The 17,975-nt window shown below is 67.3% G+C and carries 15 protein-coding genes; 9 read left to right on the top strand and 6 right to left on the bottom strand.

Annotated elements, in window-relative coordinates:
- Window positions 1-29: 29 nt before the first annotated feature.
- Together ACLIVD_RS07725 and ACLIVD_RS07720 are read left to right on the top strand one after the other, a co-directional pair.
- Entirely contained in the window at window positions 30-1,487 is a 1,458-nt protein-coding gene (locus tag ACLIVD_RS07725) for an adenylate/guanylate cyclase domain-containing protein (RefSeq protein ID WP_005258596.1), read from the top strand.
- Between the two features lie 28 nt (window positions 1,488-1,515).
- Window positions 1,516-2,649, top strand: a complete 1,134-nt coding sequence (locus ACLIVD_RS07720) for a lysylphosphatidylglycerol synthase transmembrane domain-containing protein (RefSeq protein ID WP_283330864.1) — start codon at window positions 1,516-1,518, stop codon at window positions 2,647-2,649.
- 32 nt (window positions 2,650-2,681) lie between these two features.
- On the opposite strand, the gene ACLIVD_RS07715 is transcribed toward ACLIVD_RS07720, so the two are convergent.
- Window positions 2,682-3,353: a FadR/GntR family transcriptional regulator gene (locus tag ACLIVD_RS07715; protein ID WP_491932211.1), complete on the bottom strand. Its 672-nt coding sequence runs from the start codon at window positions 3,351-3,353 to the stop codon at window positions 2,682-2,684.
- A 168-nt stretch (window positions 3,354-3,521) separates the two neighbouring features.
- Between ACLIVD_RS07715 and ACLIVD_RS07710 the strand changes: the two genes are divergently transcribed.
- Window positions 3,522-5,225, top strand: a complete 1,704-nt coding sequence (locus ACLIVD_RS07710; RefSeq protein ID WP_491932210.1) for a 2-isopropylmalate synthase — start codon at window positions 3,522-3,524, stop codon at window positions 5,223-5,225.
- Window positions 5,226-5,246: 21 nt separating this feature from the next.
- Here the strand turns inward: ACLIVD_RS07710 and ACLIVD_RS07705 are convergent, their stop codons facing one another.
- Window positions 5,247-6,077: an alpha/beta fold hydrolase gene (locus ACLIVD_RS07705; protein ID WP_280785228.1), complete on the bottom strand. Its 831-nt coding sequence runs from the start codon at window positions 6,075-6,077 to the stop codon at window positions 5,247-5,249.
- Between the two features lie 87 nt (window positions 6,078-6,164).
- On the opposite strand from ACLIVD_RS07705, the gene ACLIVD_RS07700 reads away from it, so the two are divergent.
- The gene (locus ACLIVD_RS07700) at window positions 6,165-6,743 is read left to right on the top strand and encodes a TetR/AcrR family transcriptional regulator (protein WP_283330860.1); all 579 of its coding nucleotides are present in this window, start codon (window positions 6,165-6,167) and stop codon (window positions 6,741-6,743) included.
- A gap of 148 nt (window positions 6,744-6,891) precedes the next feature.
- A complete protein-coding gene (locus tag ACLIVD_RS07695) occupies window positions 6,892-7,446 on the top strand; it encodes a YceI family protein (RefSeq protein ID WP_009476977.1) in 555 nt (184 codons plus the stop codon).
- 73 nt (window positions 7,447-7,519) lie between these two features.
- Here ACLIVD_RS07695 and ACLIVD_RS07690 read toward each other — a convergent pair whose 3' ends face one another.
- Window positions 7,520-8,854, bottom strand: a complete 1,335-nt coding sequence (locus tag ACLIVD_RS07690; RefSeq protein WP_477956909.1) for a DUF1254 domain-containing protein — start codon at window positions 8,852-8,854, stop codon at window positions 7,520-7,522.
- A 318-nt stretch (window positions 8,855-9,172) separates the two neighbouring features.
- Between ACLIVD_RS07690 and ACLIVD_RS07685 the strand changes: the two genes are divergently transcribed.
- A complete protein-coding gene (locus ACLIVD_RS07685; RefSeq protein ID WP_491932209.1) occupies window positions 9,173-9,553 on the top strand; it encodes a DUF3054 domain-containing protein in 381 nt (126 codons plus the stop codon).
- Window positions 9,554-9,609: 56 nt separating this feature from the next.
- Window positions 9,610-11,082, top strand: a complete 1,473-nt coding sequence (locus tag ACLIVD_RS07680; RefSeq protein WP_491932208.1) for a peptide MFS transporter — start codon at window positions 9,610-9,612, stop codon at window positions 11,080-11,082.
- Between the two features lie 43 nt (window positions 11,083-11,125).
- Here the strand turns inward: ACLIVD_RS07680 and ACLIVD_RS07675 are convergent, their stop codons facing one another.
- The 3 genes from ACLIVD_RS07675 to ACLIVD_RS07665 form a co-directional block, all read right to left on the bottom strand.
- On the bottom strand, window positions 11,126-11,863 hold the full coding sequence (locus tag ACLIVD_RS07675; protein WP_491932207.1) for a sulfite exporter TauE/SafE family protein: 738 nt from the start codon (window positions 11,861-11,863) through the stop codon (window positions 11,126-11,128).
- A 90-nt stretch (window positions 11,864-11,953) separates the two neighbouring features.
- Window positions 11,954-13,633: an NTF2-like N-terminal transpeptidase domain-containing protein gene (locus tag ACLIVD_RS07670; protein ID WP_491932859.1), complete on the bottom strand. Its 1,680-nt coding sequence runs from the start codon at window positions 13,631-13,633 to the stop codon at window positions 11,954-11,956.
- Between the two features lie 96 nt (window positions 13,634-13,729).
- Window positions 13,730-15,538 carry a penicillin-binding transpeptidase domain-containing protein gene (locus ACLIVD_RS07665; RefSeq protein WP_491932206.1) on the bottom strand — a complete coding sequence of 603 codons (1,809 nt, stop codon included), beginning with the start codon at window positions 15,536-15,538 and terminating at the stop codon, window positions 13,730-13,732.
- Window positions 15,539-15,633: 95 nt separating this feature from the next.
- Here ACLIVD_RS07665 and abmR point away from each other — a divergent pair, with 95 nt between their 5' ends.
- Together abmR and ACLIVD_RS07655 are read left to right on the top strand one after the other, a co-directional pair.
- Window positions 15,634-16,200 (top strand): ATP-binding transcription factor AbmR, encoded by a 567-nt coding sequence (abmR, locus tag ACLIVD_RS07660; RefSeq protein WP_280784560.1) that lies wholly within the window; start codon window positions 15,634-15,636, stop codon window positions 16,198-16,200.
- Window positions 16,201-16,341: 141 nt separating this feature from the next.
- A complete protein-coding gene (locus ACLIVD_RS07655; RefSeq protein ID WP_491932205.1) occupies window positions 16,342-17,940 on the top strand; it encodes an ABC-F family ATP-binding cassette domain-containing protein in 1,599 nt (532 codons plus the stop codon).
- Window positions 17,941-17,975: the final 35 nt, after the last annotated feature.

The following is a 17,975-nucleotide window of genomic DNA, read 5'->3' as shown; positions in this document are numbered from 1 at the left end:
CGACGGTCCGCAGCAGATGGCCGCTCTATATGGTTTCGATGCTCCTCGCCAATTTCATCGGCGCCATCCTCGTCTTCGCGTTCGTGCGGTACGGCGTGCCGATCCCCGAATCGCAGGAAATCATCGCCGACCGGGTGCGCAACGTCGCGATCTTCGGTGGCTACCTCGCATTCGCCGCCGTGGTGAGTCTCACGGCCGCCGCGATGATGCTGAGGTCGGTCGTCCGCTGGCAGTTGCGTGGGGGTCCGCCGACGCGCAGCGAGCAGATGTCGGCGCTGCACGCACCGCTGCGGCAGGCGATCGTGCACCTGGTGCTGTGGATCCTCGGCGGCATCATCTTCGTGCTGCTCACCATCACCGAGATGCCGGAACTCGCGGTGGCGGTGATTGTCACCGTCTGCATGGCCGCGACCACGACGTTCGGCTTCACGTACATGCTCGGCGAACGCATCCTGCGTCCCGTGGCCGCCCGCGCGCTCAGCGAGGGCGAGTTCGACCGGACCATGGCGCCCGGCGTCGGCACCCGGATGGCCATGACGTGGGGGCTCGGCACGCTGATGCCCGTCATCGGCATCATCCTGCTGTGCGTGACGCAGATAACCACCGACCTGGTGTTCTCCCCGAACGCGCTCGCGTGGGCGATCATGCTGCTGTCGATCATCGCGATCGCGCAGGCCTTCGCGCTGTCGATGCTGACGGCCAGCCAGATCTCCGACCCGATCAAACAGCTGCGGCGGGCCATCGAACGCGTCCAGCGCGGTGCCACCGACGTCCGCGTCGAGGTGTTCGACGGCAGTGAGATCGGGCGACTGCAGGTCGGGTTCAACCGCATGATGCGCGAATCGGACGAACGGCGGCTGCTGCGCGAACTGTTCGGCCAGCATGTCGGTGAGGACGTCGCGCGGCGGGCACTGCAGTTCGGTACCGAACTCGGCGGAGAGACGAGGTTCGTCGCGGTGCTGTTCGTCGACATGGTCGGCTCCACCGGTGCCGCCGCGGAGCGTCCCCCCGGCGAAGTCGTCAACCTGCTCAACGAGTTCTTCCGCGTCGTCGTCGACGTGATCGACCGGCACCACGGCTTCGTCAACAAGTTCATGGGTGACGCGGCTCTCGCGATCTTCGGCGCCCCGCTCGACCGCCCCGACGCACCGACGGCGGCGCTGGCGGCGGCCCGGGAGCTGCGGTTCGCGTTGAACGAGATCACCGGCCTCGACGTCGGCATCGGCGTCTCCGCAGGCCTCGCCGTCGCCGGCAACATCGGCGCCGCCGAACGCTTCGAGTACACGGTGATCGGCGATCCCGTCAACGAGGCGTCGCGGCTCACCGAACTCGCCAAACTCCACCCCAGCCGCGTGCTTGCCTCGACGAGTGCCCTGTATTTCGCGGACGACGACGAACAGGCGCACTGGGAACTCGGCGAACAGGTCCAGTTGCGGGGGCGCCGCCGCAACACCCATCTGGCTTGGCCGGAGGACTATCCGGAGTAATCCGCTACCCGTTGGTTACGCTGGCCAGGTGGCCCAGCCTCGATCCGACCCGCCCACTGCCGAGCCTCCTCGGCAGCGAAGCCGATACTGGTGGATCAAATGGCTACTCGGCGCCGGCCTCCTGGCCCTGCTGACCGTCGAGGGCATCTACCTGTGGCCCACGCTCAGCGACTCGTGGAAAGCACTCACCGAGATCCACTGGGGGTGGGTCGCGGCATGTATCGCAGCCCAGGCCGTCTCCCTGAGCGGGTACGGCGCGGTCCAGCAGCGCCTGCTGCAGGCGGGCGGTGTCGTCGTCAGTCAGCTGAAGTCGGTGTCGGTGATCTACGCGAGCACCGCGATGGCCGTGAGCCTGCCGGCCGGTCAGGTGTTCTCCACCGCCTTCACCTACAAGCAGACCCGCAAATGGGGTGCCACCCCCATCGTCGCGTCCTGGCAGCTGGCGATCTCCGGGGTGATCGCCGCGGGCAGCCTCGCACTGCTCGGCGCCGCAGGCGCGTTCGCGGTGGGCACCAAGGTGAGTCCGGTCACGCTGGCACTGTCGCTGGTGGCCGCGTTCGCCCTGTTCTACGGGCTGCGCTACATCTCACGTAATCCCGACTCGATCGAGTCGATCGGACACTGGGTGCTGACCCGGTACAACAAGTTCCGCAAGAATCCCCCCGAGACCGGCGTCGAGCGGTGGAAGGAAATCCTGAGCCAGCTCGATTCGGTCGAGCTGAGCCGCAAGGATTCCGTCATCACGTTCGGGTGGTCGGCAGTGCACCGGCTCGCCGACGTCGCGTGCCTCGGCTTCGCCTGCTGGGCGGTGGGCGCGGAACCGTCGTTCGCGGGTCTGCTGATCGCGTTCGCCGCGGCCAAGGCCGTGGGCAGCATTCCACTCGCGCCGGGCGGGCTGGGGTTCGTCGACGGCACCCTGATCGCGACGCTGACGGCGGCGGGAGCCACCGCGTCGCAGGCCCTCGCGGCCGTGTTCGTCTACCGCGTCGTGAGCTACATCCTCGTCGCGATCGTCGGCTGGGTGGTTTTCTTCATCCTGTTCCGGCACAACCAACACGAGGACCTGGAGATGGACCTCGAGTTCGAGCGCCGGGAGCAATCGTCACCGACCACCAAGCGCACGAAGCACACCGGGGACCCCGAGCCCGACTCCCAGCCGTGAGTACTTGTTAACCGCCGGCGGTTAATAAGTACTCACGGGCGGCGAAGCCGCTCGAGGTGCGCGGTACTGACCCGGACGGCCTCCTCGGCGTCGCCGTCGGCGACCGCCTCCACCAGCCGTCGGTGGGCGTCCGCGTCGGGCTCGTTGCCCGCGCTCAGGTCCAGCGCCGCCGTCAGGTCGAGCATCGCTTCCCGCAGCCGGGGGACGAACGTCTCGAACAACTCGGTCAGCACCGGGTTGTGCGCGGCGACCACGACCGCGCGATGCAGCGCGATGTCTGCGTCGACGAACGCGGCAGCACCGGCCCCGGACGCCGCGGACCGTGCGTCCAGCGCCCGACGGAGCGCCGCGACATCGGCCTCGTCGCGCCGGGACGCCGCCAGTCGGGCCGCCTCGATCTCGACGGTGTGGCGCACTTCGACGACGTGCCGGATCTCCTCGGTCCGGAGCACCCGGTCCCAGTCCTGCCGTGGGGACGACCTGCGAAGGAACACGCCGGCCCCTTGCCGTGACTCGACCATGCCGAGGCCCGCGAGCATCCGGACGGCCTCACGCACCGTCGACCGTCCGACGCCCAGTTCGGCCGCCAGCGTGGTCTCGCCGGGGAGCTTGGCACCGACCTCCCATTCTCCGCTCGCGATCCGCGCGCGCAGCAGATCCGCCGCCTGGTCCGTCAGCAGGTGGCGTCGTATAGACGAAGTCACGCAGAACTCCTCAGGTTGTCTGATGAGTGAATCTCTCCTAGTCTAGCGCCGTGGCGTTCCGTGGACTTCTCCTCCACTGCCGCGGCGGGGCCTGAAGGCCGGCACCCTGCCGCGGGGTTTCGCCGCGTCGGTCGTCTCGTGCATCCCATTTCCGAGGAGAAGACCGTCATGACCGGCACCGTCCCCACGTGGAACACCCAGCAACCCTCACCGATGCCCTCCGATCGCTACCGCGCGATCTGGGACAGCGTTCCCGTCCCCGACCTCGACCGCACCTGGCCGACACGACGCACCACCACCGCCCCGCTGTGGGTGCCCGTCGATCTGCGCGACGGCAACCAGGCCCTCGCCGAGCCGATGGATCCGGAGCGCAAACGCAGATTCTTCGAACTGCTGATCTCGATCGGCTACAAGGAGATCGAGGTCGGATACCCGTCAGCGAGCCAGACCGATTTCGACTTCGTCCGCGACCTCGTGCGCCTGGACCTGGTGCCCGAGGACGTGACGATCGTCGTCTTCACCGCGGCCCGCGACGATCTGATCGCCAGGACGTACGAGTCGGTCGTGGGACTGCGGAACGTCGTGGTGCACATGTACACCGCGACGGCGCCGACGTGGCGCTCCGTCGTTCTCGGCAAGGATCGGAAAGCGCTGCACCGGTTGATCTTCGATGCAGCACAGGAGGTGGCACGCGGCGCCGGTGACCATTCGGGCCGGCGCTTCGAGTTCTCACCCGAGGTGTTCAACCTGACCGAGCCGGACTTCGTGCTCGACGTGTGCAACAGCCTGACCCGGCTGTGGGACGCGAGCCCCGACCGTCCGGTGATCCACAATCTGCCTGCCACGGTGGAGGTCTCGACGCCCAATGTGTATGCCGACCAGATCGAGTACATGCACCGGCATCTGGAGCGGAGGGATTCGGTCATCCTGTCGGTGCACCCGCACAACGACCGCGGCACCGGCGTCGCCTGCGCCGAACTGGCGGTACTGGCGGGTGCGCAGCGGGTCGAGGGCTGCATGTTCGGCAACGGTGAGCGGACCGGCAACGTCGATCTGGTGACGCTGGCACTGAATCTGCACGCGCAGGGCGTCGACCCGATGATCGACCTCTCGGACATCGACACGGTGCGGCGAACCGTGGAGTACTGCAACAGGATTCCCGTTCACGAGCGGCACCCCTACGGCGGCGACCTCGTGTACACGGCGTTCTCCGGCACCCATCAGGATGCGATCAAGAAGGGATTCGCGGAGCATCGGGCGTCCGCGGCGGCACTCGGGCTGGATGCGGGGAGCGCACCGTGGGCGGTGCCGTACCTGCCGATCGACCCGGCGGACGTCGGACGCGACTACCAGGCCGTCATCCGCATCAACAGTCAATCCGGCAAGGGCGGCATCGCGCACCTGCTGCAGAGCGAATACGGTGTCACGCTGCCACGGCGGCTCCAGATCGACTTCGCTGCGAAGGTGCAGGAGGCGGCGGACTCGTCGGGGCTCGAGATCACCGCCGAGGAACTGTGGACGCTGTTCTGCGCCGAGTACGGCTACCGGGGCGGCATCGGCCGCTGGTCCGTCGAGCACGGCCCCGACGGCGACCGGCTGTTCGTCGTGTTCGACGTCGACGGCGTGGAAGTGTCGGGCGAGGCGGTCGCCACCGGCCCCGTCGAGGCGATGACCCACGTCCTCACGTCGAAGGGCATGGACGTCGACGTCCTCTCCCTCACCCAGCACTCGCAGAGGTCGGGCAGCGACAGCGCGGCGATTACGTTGGCGGAGTGCCGCGTCGGGGATCGGACGGTGTGGGGCATGGGCTCACACCAGTCGGTGACGGCCTCCGCGATCCGGGCGGTGTATCGAGCCGTGAGTACTTGTTAACCTCCCGCGGTTAATAAGTACTCACGGGCGGCGAAGCCGCAAAGCCTCCGCGACCACGTCCGGGCGATCCTCGGGCATCAACGTGTAGCTGTCCTCGACCTCCTGCAGTTCGGCGTGCGGGTACAGCTCGGCCAGGCGCCGGCCGTGGTCGCGGGGCATCACCTTGTCCTCGACAGCCCACAGCACGAGGACCGGACGGTCGAAGCTGCGGTTCGCTTCCGCCCACTCCCGCAGCGTCGATTTCGGCGGCACCGAGGTCGTGTACTTGCGCAGATCTCGTCGCACCAGGCGGTCGGTGGTCGCGGGCCGGAACCAGCCGTCCATCACCGACTTCGGTACGGGTCGCTTGCTCATCCAGCCCCAGCCTGCGGGCGCCCGTCGCATCGCCCGGAATCGCAGCGCGTGCATGGCCAACGTGAGACCACCGGGGATCGCCACCGCGAGACCGATTGCGCGACCAGGAATTCCGGGTGGATAGTTTTCGAACGCCTCACACGGGGTGAGGACGAGAGCCCCGATACGGCTCGAGTCGCCGAGGGCGATCAGCACCTGCGCGCCACCCCAGTCGTTCTGCACGAGGGTGACGTCGGCGAGATCGAGCCGTTCGAGGAATTCGCCGATGAGCAGTCCGAGCCCGCGTAACGAGAGGTCGGCGTCCTCGCGCATCGGAATGCGGTGCGCGCCGAGCGGGAGGTTCGGGACGATGCAGCGGAAGTCCGGGGCGAGTTGCTCCACCACGTGTCGCCACACGGTGCCGTCGATGGTCAGGCCGGAGATGAACACGAGGACGGGGCCGTCGCCCCCGGTGTCCCGATACTCGACGGTGCCTGCGGAGAGCTCGATCTGCTTCATGGCACTCACTCCATTTGATAGATCGTTCTACTGAGAATCAGGTTACGATGAGGTACGCACCGAGCGCAACGGTCGGAGGGCAGAAAAGTGAACGACACAAAGGCCCGGATCCTCGGCACCAGCAGCGACCTCTTCCGCCGCAACGGCTACACCGGGACCGGACTCAAGCAGGTCGCCGCGGAGGCCCGCGCCCCGTTCGGGTCGATCTACCACTTCTTCCCCGGCGGCAAGCAGCAACTCGGCGAAGAGGTCATCCGCTCGTCGGGCGAGGAGTACGCCCGGCTGGTCTTCTCCATCCTCGACGCACATTCCGACATCCTCGAGGGGATCGAGGTCGGGTTCCGGCTGGCGGGCGAGACCCTGGTGGCCACCGACTACGCGGACGCCTGCCCCATAGCCACGGTCGCACTCGAGGTCGCGAGCACCAACGAGGTGCTTCGCGTGGCCACGGCCGACGTGTTCACGAGCTGGATCGACTCAGGCAGCGCCCTGCTGCGCGAGCGCGGATTCGACGAGGCCGATGCGAGGCGCCTGATCCTCGGCTTCGTCACCAGCCTGGAGGGGGCGTTCGTCCTCGCCCGTGCACTGCGCAGCACCGAACCGCTCGACGCCGCCGGCGCCACGGTCCTCGCCGCGGCACGCGCCTGCCTTCCCCCACGTGAGTGAGAAAGCGCCCCCGGGCACACCGTGCCACTCACGTGCGTCATGTGACAGGCAACACATTCGGGTTGCGGAAGAAATTCACCGGGTTCATAGTTGAAGATACAAGAACTTGAACATTCAACTACTTGAGTCGACGATCCGAGGAGTTCACATGACCACCGCCACCGCCACCCTGCCCAACCTCACCGCCGGAACCTGGGCCATCGACACCGTCCACTCCACCGTCGGCTTCTCCGTCCGCCACCTCATGGTCAGCAAGGTCCGCGGCACCTTCAACGACTTCACCGGCGCGATCACCGTCGCCGAGGACGGCACCGCCGCCGTCACCGCCGAAATCCAGGTCGCGTCCATCGACACCAAGAACACCGACCGCGACGCCCACATCAAGTCCGCCGACTTCTTCGACGCCGAGCAGTACCCCACCGCCACCTTCACCTCCACCGCCGTCCGCGCCAAGGGCGACGACTACGTGGTCGAAGGCGAATTCACCCTCCACGGCGTCACCCGCCCCGTCGAGCTCGCCCTCGAGTTCAACGGCGTCAACCCCGGCATGGGCAACGGCCCGGTCGCCGGCTTCGAAGCCACCACCGTCCTCAACCGCAAGGACTTCGGCATCACCATCGACATGCCCCTCGAAGGCGGCGGAGCCGTCGTCGGCGACAAGATCACCATCACCCTCGAGATCGAGGCCGGCCTGCAGGCCTGACCCATGGGCGTCGATATCAGTGGTACTGAAACGAGTGCCCGTTCCAACCTGGGACTGTCGTTCGCTCGCAGTCTCAGATCCTGGTGATCGGTGGGACGACGTACGTCTGATCCAGCACTGATGGTGCGGGCTCGTACATTCTGAGCACGGGCCGGAAGTCTCCTGCGGGAGAGGGCAACCAGTTCGCGGTTGCGGCATCACTCGCGGGTTTGGTGTGGCTGATGGTGATGGTCAACGACCCGTCCTCGTCGCGCACGATCCCGGGAGTGCGATCACCGATCGAATAGCGGTTGATCGGGTTGCTCACCAGGAAGAAGTCCGGCACCGAGTACATGGTCAGCGACCAGAATGCGTCAACGGGCGGAGTCGGGTCGAGCCGGAGTGTGTACGTATTCGAACCGGTGAGCTGCCGGCCCCGATCATCGAGGTAGGTCATGATGTATGCCGCCTCGTAGGGGTGATTCCCCCAGAGCCCTCCCTTGGCTGCGGCAGCCCGCTCGATGATCCGCAAGGTGGGGTCCTCGATCTTGAATCGTGCGTCGTCGAGCGCCCCGACTTCGAAGAAGTCGAGGTTGTAGTCGAAGGCGTGGAACGTCAGCTTCCAGCCGTTGACTTCGGGACTCGACCCCTTTGTCAGTGCCGTGTCCAGGTTTTGACGACCGGCAGCCAAGCCTGCGCGCAGAGCTGCCGCCGTCTCGTCGTCGGGTGACGAGTAGGGAGTGGGGCCGGATCGGTCGATTCCGAGCGGTGCGAACGAGTCCTGCAATGCGCGATCGCGTGTAGCCGGCGGGAAGGCCTGTGACCACAGCCGTAGCTTCTCGAAGAACAGAAGGTCGGTGCCGACCGTCGGATCCGGCGACGGGAGACCCGCGGGTCGGGTGCCGGGGTGGAGCACGGTCAGAGTGGTCGAATCCTGCAATGCATGAACAGCCGGAAGGTCGTCGTCGCCGGAGCATCCCCACCTGCCGACGATCGAGGCAATCGTCGTAGGGAACGTGATGACGGTGACGTCGCCCGGATCGCCGGCGTTCCAGCCCGGCGGCACCAACAGGAAATCGGCGGCGGCAGTGCCGGTGGCGCGGTGGCCCACGTACGCGAAGTTGTTGGTCCAGGCGTCGACGAACTGCAGCACGTAGTACCGGCCGGCAGTGTCCGGAACGTGCAGGGCGACAGGTCCCACGGACAGATCTATCTGGGCCATCGAGTACACGGTGTCGTTGTTGATGGTCACGAACGTGTCTGCCGGGCCGGCCAATGCTCGCGCGTGGCTGAAAGTGTTGAACCCTGCTGCGGGATTCGCTCCGACTCCCTCGTGGACATACCGGTGGACCTGGTCCACGTTGAAGACGAGGGGAAATCCGTAGATGTAGGCATGAGATGCCAGATCGGACAACGTCTGGTTCGTCACGGCAATCCTTTTCTTCGTCCCTGTTCTTCGTCTCGGATACGCGTCGGGTCTCCATACCGGCCCCGACTGTGGGCGAGCCCTACGATTGACAACACTGCGGTGATCAGCCCCGGTCCGCATCACCCGATGCGGATGAGGAACCTGCGAACGTTCCCACGTACCGACCCGCACCGCGTCATCGTATGAACGCCGTGCCCTTCCACGATCGGTGACCGCACGACCGTCGGCTCGCGACGCGTTCCGGCCGGCGCGGTCTCGCGATCAGCGCGAAGTCGATCGGCCGGAACTGTGAGAAGGCACCACCTCTAGGCTGGCCGTGTGAAGAAGTACCTCCCCGCGCTCGTCCTGGACGTCGTCCTCGTGATCGTGTTCTGCGCTATCGGCCGCCGCAGTCACGACGAAGCCAACGCACTGACGGGTCTGGCCACCACGGCGTGGCCGTTCCTGACCGGCCTGGCGGTTGGCTGGCTGGCCACCGTCGCGCTCTACCACGACAAGTTCGACGCGTTCCTCATCGTCCCGACAGGCATCGTGGTGTGGCTGTCGACGCTCGCGGTGGGCATGCTGTTGCGCGTCGTCAGCGGCCAGGGAACGGCGTTCAGTTTCGTCCTCGTGGCGGGCACGGTGCTCGCCGTGTTCCTCCTCGGCTGGCGTGCCGTCGCGAAGATCGTGACGAAGTCGCGCGCCACCACCCGATAGCGGCGAATCCGCCCCGACGACACACGCACACCCGCTCGAGGTGAGACAGTTTTCCCATGAGTGACACCATCGATCCGGCCCGGGACGAGAAGCGGGCCGACCGCGGCTTCTTCGGCCAGCCGTTCGCCCTCGCGAACCTGTTCGGCGTCGAGATGTGGGAGCGATTCTCCTTCTACGGGATGCAAGGCATCCTGATCTACTACCTCTACTATTCGGCCGCCGACGGTGGCCTCGGAATCGCCGAATCGTCCGCGACCAGCATCGTCGGCGCCTACGGCGGAACGGTGTATCTGTCCACCATTCTCGGAGCCTGGATCGCCGACCGGCTCCTGGGCTCCGAACGGACCCTGTTCTACAGCGCCATCCTCGTCATGCTCGGCCACATCGCCCTCGCCGTGTTCCCGGGACTGTGGGGTGTGGGAATCGGCCTGGTCTGCGTCGCATTCGGTAGTGGCGGGCTCAAGGCCAACGCCACATCCCTCGTCGGTGATCTCTACGACGAAAACGACGAGCGCCGGGACGCCGGATTCTCCATCTTCTACATGGGCATCAACCTCGGCGCCCTCGTCGGCCCGCTGCTGACGGGCTGGGCGCAGGACTCCATCGGCTTCCACGCCGGCTTCGCGCTCGCCGCAATCGGCATGGCGCTCGGACTGATCCAGTACACGCTCGGCCGCAAGCACCTCCGCGGCATCGGCGCGGAACCGCCCAATCCCCTCCCCCGCGCCCAGCGACCCAAGTGGATCGCGATCGGCGCCGCCGCGGTCGTGGTCATTGCGGCCCTGTCCCTGACCGGGGTGATCACCGCGGCCAACATGTCGGACATCGTGGTCGGCCTCACCATCGTCGCGGCGATCGGCTACTTCGCGATCATGTTGTCGAGCCGCCGCATCACGGCCGTCGAGCGCAGCCGCGTCTACGCGTTCATCCCGATGTTCATCGCCAGCGCGGTGTTCTGGTCGCTGTTCCAGCAGCAGTTCACCACCGTCGCGGTGTACTCCGACAAGCGACTCGACCGCAATCTGTTCGGCTGGGACTTCCCGCCGTCCTGGGTGCAGTCCATCAACCCGGTCTTCATCATCATCTTCGCGGGCGTCTTCGCAGCCGCGTGGACGAAGCTCGGACCCCGCCAGCCGTCGTCGCCGATCAAGTTCGCGGCGGGCACCGTCATCATGGGTATCGCGTTCCTGGCGTTCATCCCGATGTCGGGTGGCGGCGCGAACAGTGCACCGCTGCTGGGTCTGGCCGGAATCCTGTTGCTGTTCACATTCGCCGAACTGCTGCTGTCCCCGGTCGGGCTGTCGCTGTCGACCAAACTGGCGCCCGAGGCCTTCCACACCCAGATGGTGGCGTTGTTCTTCCTGTCCGTCGCCCTGGGCACCGCCATGGCGGGCACACTGGCCGGCTACTACGACGAGAACAACGAAGTCCCGTACTTCACCGCGGTCGGGCTGGGCTCGATCGCCGTCGGTGTGCTCCTCGCCATCGGCTCCCCGTGGATCCGGCGTCTGATGAAGGGCGTGCACTGACGCATGGCGGCATTACGACACTGACGATGCACTGAGCGTCGACTCAGCGCACCCACAACCACGCGGCCAACCCGAATCCCGCGATCGCGATGACGACGCGGAGGACGGACGGTGGTATCCGCCTGACGACAGGCGGCCCGCACCAGCCACCGGCCAGGGCGCCGACCGCCATCGCGGCGGCGGCGCCCCAGTGGACGGGACCGAAGACCGCGAACCCGATCGCCGCCACCAGGTTCGCGACGCCGAGGAAAAAGCTCTTCAAGATGGTCGCGCGCCAGATCTTCTCCGAGGTGAGGATCAGCGCGATCGCCAGGAAGATCACGCCGGCGCCGGCACCGAAGTATCCGCCGTAGATGGCGACGACGAACAGCGACACCGAATACGCGCGTGGCATGTCCCGCTCGCCTGCGAGCGCGCGGAGTCGGGGCTGCAACAGCAGCGCCAGCGCGGCGAACGCCACCATGAACGGAACGATCGCCTCGAACGACCCCGCCGGGGCCACCAGCAGGATTCCCGCGCCGACCAGGCCGCCCGCAGCCGAGTACAGCGCCCAGCGCCACAGCTTGGGACCGGTGTCGGCGACCTCCCGCGTCGAGTTGGACAAGGCGCCGACGCCGACCGCCACCATCGCGACCGTGTTGGTGACGTTCGCGGTCACCGGCGGCAGACCGACCGCGAGGAGTGCGGGATACGACACGATGGACGCCAGGCCGGTGACGAAGCCGACCAGTCCCGCGAAGAACCCCGCTACGACGAGAAGACCGATATCAAGCAGGGACACAAGGTAGAAACTTACCCTTGCTCACTTACTCCCTCAGCGCGGACGGCCCCGCCGTGTCCTCAGTTCGCCGGCTTCGCCATCACCGTGTCCTCAGTTCGCCGGCTTCGCCATCTCACGGAACAGCATGTCGGTCATCTTCACCGCCCGGTCGCCACCATCGGCGTCGGCGACGAAGACCGCGAAGGCCAGGTCGCCGCGTGAGCCGTAGAACCAGCGGTCGTCGCCGCTCGCCCCGTTCATGCCCATGAGGTCCGGGTAGCCGTTGAGGAACGACGCTCCGCCCCGCACCACGTTGTCGCGCATCATGCCGCGGAGCTGGTCGTTGACGTTCGCCGGAAGCGGCTGAGCGGCCACATCCGTGGTGCCCGGCTGTCCCTGGACGATCATCGGGGCCGGCGCACTGCCCCGCGCGATCGATGCGGCCAGCATGGCCATCCCGAACGGCGTCACGGCGGGCAGGTCGCTGTCCTTACGGTTCATCACCTGGTTCATGCCCGACTGGTCGGCGGTGAAGACGGCGGTCTGATGGTCGAGGCCCGGGATCTTGTAGTTCATGCCGAGCCCGAGCTGATTGCCCGCCTTCTCGATGTCCTCGATCGACAGCGACGACGGGTCGACGCCCTTCTGCAGTCCGGCGGCCTTCTTCACCAGGTCGAGGTTCGACCCGGCGGGATACAGGCCCTGGAACGCGATCGGCCCCTGCTCCATCGCCTGATTGTTCTGCGCGGCGGCCAGCACGGCGCCGGAGGACGGCTGGATCGCGACGATCGTCGCGGGGGTTCCGACACTGACCACGGCTTCCTCGGCTGCCAGCTGCAGGCGGGAGTCCATGGTTGCGACGATGTCCGGTCCAGGCGGGCCCTGGAAGCCTGCCTGCGGGATGAGCGTGCCGTCGGGGTCCACGAGATGGACGGCCCAGCCGGCCGTGGCGTCCCGGTTGGCCTGCCACACCTTGCGCAACGGATCCAGCAGCGGCGTCGTGATGCGCCGATCCGCCGTGATGAGCTTCGGCGTCTTGATGGTGACGACACCGGGGATCGCGAGATCCTGCTCGAGGAACTCCCAGTCCTGGTCGCGCAGCAGCACGGCGGTGACCTGCTGGCCGGGCTTCTCGGCCATCTCCGCCATCATCGTGTCGGACGTCACGAGGGGCGCCACCGGCTCGAGGACCTCCGCGAGACGCCGGGTGGTCGCGACGGGATCGGGCATCGTGGCGGGATCGAGGGTGACCGAGTTGATGGTCTGCTCGTTCATGAGCAACGCACCGAACGCGTCGAAGACCCGCGGCGGAGCGGCGTCCGTCCGGTCGTAGCGGACGACCCGTCCGTTGCCCAGGTCGGGCGCGAGGATCGACGGATCCCAGGAGATGCGCCAGCCGACGGACAGGTTCCGCACGCCACCCTGAACCTGGTAGGTCCAATCCTTGCCCTCACCGAAATGCCAAGCGGCACCGACGGTGAAGAAGCCGGAGTCCGAGCCGAGATCCATGAACTGGGTCAGGTCGAACTTGGCGTCCTCGGGTTTGAGACCGTCGAACATCTGCTGAATCGCCGTCTCCGCGGCGTTGGGATAAGAGGTCTGCGCTGCAGCAGCGGCGGCGTCGCCCTCGTTCAGTGCGTTGACGAAGTCGTCGACGACCGACTGAGCGGTCGCCTCCTCTTTCGACAGCACACACGACGCCAGAATCACCGCCAGAACGACAGCCGACGTCAGGGCGATCACGTATCTGTTGCGGCGGCCAAGCGATCGTCCATTCCCCATGTCCACCATCTTGCTTTCAGTCACATGCGTAACAAGCACCATTTGCCTACGAAGGAGTTACGGTTGAGCCACAACTTATCCCCGAACAGCCAAGCGCGAACGGGTTTATCGAAGAAAACGCCCCGCAGCCTGCACAGCAGGGGCCGAACTGTCACCTGTTGCTATAAATACGGCAAATGCTAGGTCGTCCTTGATTCCGACGAACCAGCCGTGCGCGGGACCATTTCCCGACTCGGCCGTCCCCGTTTTGCCGAGCAATCCCGGAATGTCCTGCAGCGCAGTAGCGGTACCGCCCGTCACAGTTTCGCGCATCATCGTCCGGAGGTCGGAGGTGACGTTCGCAGGCACGGTGGGCGCCGTCTTGTCGGCGGTTCCCGGTTGGCCTTGCACGATCATAGGCGACGGCGTCGAACCGTTCGCGATGGAGGCGGCCACCATGGCCATCCCGAACGGCGTCGCGGTCACCTGCCCCTGCCCGATCCCGGACTCGACGCGGGCCGCCGGACTGTCGGCGACGGGCACGTTGCCGGTCACGGTCGTCAGCCCGGGCGTCACGTAGTCGACGCCGAGCCCGAACTGCAGCGCGGCCTGCTGCAGGGCGTCGGGCGGCAGGCCGACCGCCAGCCGTCCCATGGTGGTGTTGCACGACCGCGCGAAGGCGGTGTGCAGCGGGACCGCGCCGAGGTCGAATTCGTCGTCGTTGGGGATCTGCCTGCCCTCGATGTTCTCGGTGCCGGGGCAGGGCAGAACGGTGTCCGGTGTGGCGGCGCCGGCCTGCAGGGCCGCGGACGTCGTCACCGTCTTGAACGTGGATCCCGGCGGGTAGAGGCCGGTCAGCGCGATCGGCCCGAGTGCGTCGGCCGGGGCGTTCTGCGCTACCGCCAGCACCTCGCCGGTGGAGGGTCGCAGGGCGACGATCGCGGCCTGCTGCGGGACGTCGGCGAGCGCCCGCTCGGCAGCCATCTGCATCGGGAGGTCGAGGGTCGTCGCGATGTCGGGGGCGTCGGGGCCCTGCTCGCCGGCGATGCTCTTGGCCGCGCCGTCCTGGCCGACCAGCTGCACCGCCCAGCCGGCGGAGGCGTCCTGTCCCTCCTGCCACAGGTCGCCGAGGCCCGCCAGGGTGGGTGAGGCCAGCGCCTTGTCCGTGCTGAGCAGTCTGGTCTGCGGGGCGAGTGTCACGCCGGCGAGTTGCCGCAACTGCGGTTCGATCGGCGCGAGGTCCTCGGCGCGCAGCGAGATGGCCGTGACCGGCTTGCCCTGGGCGCCGGCCAGATCCTGCTGGAGCGAGGCGGCGGTGATCGTCGGGGCGATGGGCGACAGCAACGCGGCCGCCGCCGCGGTGTCCGCACCCGGTTCGAGGTTGACGAGCGTCACGACCTGTTGCTCGAGGATCGGTGCCCCGCCCGCCGCGAGGACCTTCGGCGGCGCCCCGGTCGTGGTGGTGTACCGGACGGTGGTGTCGTCGGTGAGGCCGGGTGCGAGGACGGCCGGGTCCCAGACGATCTTCCAGTCGTCGCCTTCCTTGGTGGCGTTGCCGGTGGTGCTGTACTTCCACTCCTGCCCCGGCGCGAACGGCCACGACACGTCCATCGTGAACGTGCCGCCGTTGTCACCCGCCTCCTGCACGTCGGTGCGGGTGAACGTCCCGTCCTTGTTTCCGAGCCCGTCGTACATCGCCGTGATCGCGGCGGTTGCGGCGGCCGGATCGGTGGTGAGTTCGGCGGCGGCCTGCACGTCGTCGCTGTTGAGGGCGTCGGCGAACTGCTGCGAGACGGTGTCGGGCTGGTCCGGCCCGAAGAGTCCGCAGGCGGAGAGCACGGACGCGAGGACGGCGATTCCGGCCGCTGCCTTCCGGGTGGGGGTGGGACGGATGGGGCTGTGACGAACGGTTGAGGTGCGCACGGACTCGATCATGCCTGACGTGGTGGCGCGCTTCGAATAATCGGTGTAATTATGTAATCAGTGCTGCATCACAGTGATCGCGGCACCAGGGTCCCCAGGAGGACGCCATGAGGAACACACAAGGTCCGGGCCCGCGCCGCTTCGGCCGGCCCGGTGGATGGCAGCAGGCGGATGTCCCCGATGCGAGCGACGCGGCCGAATGGTTCACCGGCCGTCTTCCCGACGACTGGTTCACCGGCCCCGCGACCGTCGAGGTCGACCGCGAGGAGATCGTGGTGGTCGGCGAATTGCCGCCCGTCGAATCCGCCGACTCCGGTTCGGAGGCCGCGATCGACGGACGCATCTCCCGGTTCCGCGAAACGACCCGGGGCGATCGGATGCGCATCGCCGACGAAGCCGAGAGGCGATACGGGCGCAAGGTCGCGTGGGGCGTCAGCCTCGACGGCCACAAGACGCTGTTCACTCACCTCGCCGTTCCGGTGATGACCCGGCTGCGCCAGCCCGAACGCAAGGTTCTGGACACACTCGTCGACGCCGGTGTGGCGCGGTCGCGGTCGGACGCCCTGATGTGGACGGTGCGCCTGGCCGGCCAGCACAGCGAACAGTGGCTCGCCGAGCTCCGCGACGCCATGGCGAAGGTGGACGAACTCCGGGCCGACGGCCCCCAGATCTAATTCGATTGCGCGGGCATCGGCGGCGTCCTATCGTGGACGTCACCGATGCGCACCGGGCGTGTCAGACAGAGGGGAACGGTCCATTGCTCCTGACGAGGTAGTCACGCGAGTCTTCATCCGCACACACCTCGGGAGTACCCCATGGCCCAGTCATATCTGTCCCTGTCCGACCTCACGTTCACCTGGCCCGACGGCGAGCCGGTCTTCGACGGCCTCGATGCCGTCTTCGGCCCCGGACGCACCGGGGTGGTCGGTCTCAACGGTTCCGGTAAATCCACCCTGCTCCGGCTGATCGCCGGGCGCCTGCACCCCGACCGCGGGTCGGTGACGGCGCAGGGCGAGGTGGCGTACCTGCCGCAGGACATCACGCTCGATCCCACGCTGAAGGTCGACCGGATCCTGGGCATCGCCGACCTCCGGGCGGCGTTGCACCGCATCGAGTCCGGCGACGGCACACCCGACGACTTCGATGCCGCGACCGGCCGCTGGGACATCGAGGAGCGGGCGGTCTCGACCCTGCACCGGCTCGGTCTCGAACGCGTGCTCGGCAGCACGTCCGACCTCGATCGCACCGTCGGCACCCTGTCCGGCGGTGAGACCGTGTTGCTCGGCCTCACCGCGCAACTGTTGAAGGAACCGGAGGTGCTGCTCCTCGACGAGCCCACCAACAACCTCGACAGCGCGTCCCGCAGCAAGCTCTGCGAGGTGGTGCAACAGTTTCCGGGCACCCTGCTGGTGGTCAGCCACGACCGCGACCTGCTCGATCTCATGAATTCCGTCGCGGAGTTGCGTGGTGGTGAGATCCGCATGTTCGGCGGGAACTTCAGTGCCTACCAGGAGATCGTCGAGGCGGAGCAGGAGGCCGCGCGGGCCGCGGTGCGCGATGCCCGCAGCGATGTGCAGAAGCAGAAGCGGGAACTCGTCGAGGCCCGCATCAAGATCGACCGTCGTAAGCGGTACGGGCAGCAGATGTTCGAGAACAAGCGCGAACCGAAGATCGTGATGGGGCTGCGGAAGCGTCAGGCGCAGGAATCCGCGGGGAAGCTGCGGAACAACCACATCGCGAAGGTCGACGAAGCGCGGGAGTCGTTGACGGAAGCGGAAAGTGCCCTGCGGGACGACCGCGAGGTGCGCATCGACCTCCCGGCCACGGAAGTGCATTCGGGCCAGGAGGTGGTCTCCGTCCGGGACGTGAGCCTGCTCAGCGGTCAGCAGGTGTCGCTGGACGTCGTGGGCCCCGAGCGGATCGCCCTCGTCGGACGCAACGGCGTCGGCAAGACGACCCTGCTCGACGCCGTCGTGGCCGCGGGACCGCGAGTTCCGTTCAAGGCGCTGCCGCAGCGACTCGACGTGTTTGACGAATCGCTCACGGTCGCCGAGAACGTGGCCGCGGCGGCGCCTCACGCGTCGCAGGAACAGATCCGTGCCCAACTGGCCCGGTTCCTGTTCCGCGGCAACGATTCCGATGTGCTCGCGGCGGCATTGTCGGGTGGGGAACGGTTGCGGGCCGCGCTCGCGACCATCCTGCTGGCCGAACCCGCCCCGCGGCTGCTGCTGATGGACGAGCCGACGAACAACCTCGACCTGCCGAGCCTCACTCACCTCACGCAGGCGCTCCGCAGCTACCGCGGCGCGTTGATCGTGGTAAGCCACGACCGACAGTTCCTCCACGACATCGGCGTCACCCGGTGGCTGGAACTGACCGACGAGGCCCTTCGGACCCGTGCGCCTTTCGGGTAGCCCCCGCTACCGGAAAGGCGCACGGGTGCCGGAGG

Source organism: Rhodococcus sp. G6(2025) (assembly GCF_058628105.1).
Note: the sequence above shows the minus strand (reverse complement) of the source record. Positions and strands in the feature narration are given on the sequence as shown.